Here is a 3,720-nt window from a genome sequence, read left to right on the forward strand (position 1 = left end):
CGAGCTATTTGATAATTTATTGGTAGCTTAACTAAAGCAGCTATAGTAATTCTGAGTAATCTATATATTAAAACTAATTTATTTGTATGTTTTTCTAAACTTAATAGGTAGCTATAGATGCTATGCTCAAGTTTTAATTCGGGATTTTTATTGGTAATGGAAGATGGTTGATGAATTACAGATATTTTTTGAGTTATGGCAATTTTATGACCTTGTTTTACATAGCGTCTACAGAAGTCAAAATCTTCATAATATAAAAAATAATCTTCATCAAATTCAGGACAGTTTTTAAAGTTTTTGAAGTTAATTAACATACTGCATCCTGTCACCCAATCTGCGATTGATGTTTCTGTGTTGGAGATAAATTCATTAGCAATTATTTTGCCAGTTTTAGGAATAAATTTTCCGCCACTAAACCAAACTTTTCCTGTGGGTTCGTAGACGGTTGTTCCTAATATGGAAAATTCGGGATTTTTGGCTAAAAAATGATGTGCTTTTTCCAGAGAATCCGGGAATAAATAAGCATCGGGATTAATTAACCAAATTATGGCTTGAGGGTTTTGGTCATAAATCCAGTTTAATCCTAAATTGCAAGCTTTTCCATATCCTAAATTAGTTTCTGAGTCGATAATAATTGTGGTGTTCTTTTGGAGTTGATAAATAGAATTATCATCGGTAGAATTATTGATGATAATAATTTCCTGAAATAGTTGGGGAGTTAATGTAATGGAATTGATTAATTTTTGAATTAATTGAGTGGAATAGTAATTAACTGTGAGAAAGTATATAGTTTTTATATTAGTTTCTCCTTCGGGGTGGGGTAAAAGTTCAGTTAAGTGAAGCTAAAACAACTAAAATGGTGCGTTACGATGGATTTCTAAATACCGTTCCGAGTCTAAATTTTAGCCGTCTAACGCACCCTACTAGACCGACTAAAATGGTGCGTTACGATGGATTTCTAAATACCGTTCCGAGTCTAAATTTTAGCCGTCTAACGCACCCTACTGGACCGACACATCTAATTTTATGCATTAGATTATTGGGGCGGGGGCGGGTTTACTTAGTCGTAGGTGACACCATTAACTTAACGCGGAACCCGCCCCTACTATTGCACCATTTTAGGCGTGTTAGTCCACTACAATAATGCTAAAAATACATAAAAACTCGGAAACTTTTATCCCTTATCCCCTTATCCCTGTTGCCTGTTGCCTGTTGCCTGTTGCCTGTTGTCTATTGCCTAATTATGTTAATTCTATTTGACTATCATCACCAATCATAAATCGTAATGCTTTAGGACGTTGTGGAGCATTAATTAGTTGGGCACGACGACCGAGTAAACTATCAACAATACGTTGGTGAATTTCAATAATTTTTGCTCCTTGTAATATCACACTATGCTCAATGTCAACATCAATTAAAGTTACATTATCGGCAATACTACTATAAGGACCAATAAAACAATTTTCCAAGTGACAATTATCTCCTATAATCACCGGACCTCGAATACTACAATTAATTAGTTTAGTATTTTCACCAATTTTTACTCGCCCAATAATTTGACTTTGAGAATCTATTTCCCCATTTACTGAATTAGTTAAACGAGTATCTAAAATAATTTGATTAGCACTGAGTAAATCATCTTTTTTACCTGTATCTAACCACCAACCTTCTAAGGTACGTGCTTCAACAGAAATTTCTTGATCTGCACCGGATGTTTGTTGGTCAATTAAATATTGAATAGCATCAGTAATTTCTAATTCTCCTCTAGCTGAAGGTTTGATATTAGCAATGGCATTATGGATTTTATTTGAGAAGAAATATATTCCCACCAGTGCCAAATCAGATGGAGGAACTTTCGGTTTTTCTACTAACCCTAAAACTTTTCCCTTTTCATCTACTTTTGCTACACCAAATGCTGTGGGATTAGGTACTTTTCGCAGCAAAATTAAAGCATCTAATTGTTCTTGTTTGAAAGTCTCTAAAAATTGTTCTAGCTGACTCTCAATAATATTATCTCCTAGATACATGATAAAAGGAGAATCTGCCAAAAATGGTTGGGCAATTTTCACAGCATGAGCTAAACCAGCAGGTTGCTCTTGCAGAATATAGGTAATATTAGCTCCAAATTTTTCGCCGTTTCCTGTTAATTCTTGTACTTCTTTTCCCGTTTCTGGACTAATAACAATGCCAATGTCGGTAATACCTGCTGCGATAATACCCTCAATGCCATACCACAAAATAGGTTTATTCGCAACTGGTACTAATTGCTTTGCTCCTGTATAAGTAAGAGGACGTAACCTTGTACCTTTTCCACCAGAGAGAATTAATGCTTTCATGTCAATACTTCCAATTGCGGATTTTTGTTGTAGTTTTTGTTCTTAGGGCTGAATTTTTTCTCACTTTAGCATAAGAAGGAAGAAGGAAGAAGCAAGAGGGAAGAAGGAAGAAGCAAGAGGGAGAAAGGAAGAAGCAAGAAGAAAAAACTATTAGTCAATTAATTGTGACTATTTTTGTCAAGTGATAAATAGGATAAGAGATTTTTTCTGGGAGAAATTCTGTAAAATTTTGTCAAAAATCTTTACTACTCAAGAGAAGACAAATTTCTCCCTCATCAGAGAAAATTATCCATCAATTAATTCTGACTATTTTGAGAAAGTGACAAATAGGATAAGAGATTTTTCCTGTGAGAAAATTCTCTGAAATTTTGCCAAAAAGCTCCACTACTGAACAAGAGACAAATTTCTCCATTTTCAGAACATGACAAACAGGGTCAGAGATTTTTTCTGGGGAAATTCTGTGAAATTTTGCCCAAAATCTTCACTACTGAAAAAGAGACTAATTTCTGGGTGATTAGGGAAAATTTGCCATTAATTAATTATCGTTATTTTCAGAACATGACACACAGTGTCAGAGATTTTTTCTGGGGAAATTCTGTGAAATTTTGCCCAAAATCTTTACTACTGAAGAGGGCAAAAAATTTCTCCCTCATCAGGGAAAATTTGCCATTAATTAATTCTCGCTATTTTCAGAACATGACACACAGTGTCAGAGATTTTTTCTGGGGAAATTCTGTAAAATTTTGCCAAAAATCTCCACTACTGAAGAGGAGACTAATTTCTCCCTCATCAGGGAAAATTTGCCATTAATTAATTCTCGCTATTTTGGTCAAGTGACAAACAAGATAAGAGATTTTTCTGCGAGAAAATTCTGTAAAATTTTGCCCAAAATCTCTACTACTGAAGAGGGGAAAAAATTTCTCGGTGATTAGGGAAAATTTGCCATTAATTAATTCTCGCTATTTTGGTCAAGTGACAAACAAGATAAGAGATTTTTCTGCGAGAAAATTCTGTGAAATTTTGCCAAACAGCTCCACTACTGAAAAGGGAAAAAAATTACCGCTCATCAGGGAAAATTATCCATTAATTAATTCTGTCTATTTTGGCAAAGTGACACACAGGATAAGAATTTTTTTCTGTAAATGATATTTCCAAAGATATAATAAGACGGTAAAATTCAGAAAAGTTTGATATTAGCTCAATATAATTATATGAGAATTATATGGCAAGACCACAGCTATAGCACTACAAGAATTGCTTAGGACATTTTTCAATCCTAAAACCCTATTCCCTATTCCCTATTCCCTAGCGCTATATCTAATTTCGGGATAAATATGAACAATCACTCTTTTTTCAAATTATTAAATACTAAACTTAATTCACA

2 protein-coding genes and 1 pseudogene are annotated in these 3,720 nt (G+C 33.9%); all 3 read right to left on the reverse strand.

Annotation, left to right across the window (positions count from 1 at the left end; genetic code table 11):
- On the reverse strand, nt 1-329 hold a 329-nt coding region (locus F6K13_RS23335), incomplete at its 3' end, for a glycosyltransferase family 2 protein (protein WP_375340681.1).
- A gap of 27 nt (nt 330-356) precedes the next feature.
- A pseudogene (locus F6K13_RS23340) lies at nt 357-797 on the reverse strand (glycosyltransferase); the annotation flags it as partial.
- A gap of 444 nt (nt 798-1,241) precedes the next feature.
- A complete protein-coding gene (locus F6K13_RS23345; protein ID WP_124154229.1) occupies nt 1,242-2,336 on the reverse strand; it encodes a glucose-1-phosphate thymidylyltransferase in 1,095 nt (364 codons plus the stop codon).
- Nucleotides 2,337-3,720: the final 1,384 nt, after the last annotated feature.

The sequence above is a fragment of the Okeania sp. SIO2B9 genome (genome assembly GCF_010672505.1).
Classification (GTDB): Bacteria; Cyanobacteriota; Cyanobacteriia; order Cyanobacteriales; family Microcoleaceae; genus Okeania; species Okeania hirsuta.

What these genes read in the sequence shown, in the direction of transcription:
- F6K13_RS23345 (WP_124154229.1), bottom strand. Translation starts at nt 2,336, where the DNA reads ATGAAAGCATTAATTCTCTCTGGTGGAAAAGGTACAAGGTTACGTCCT.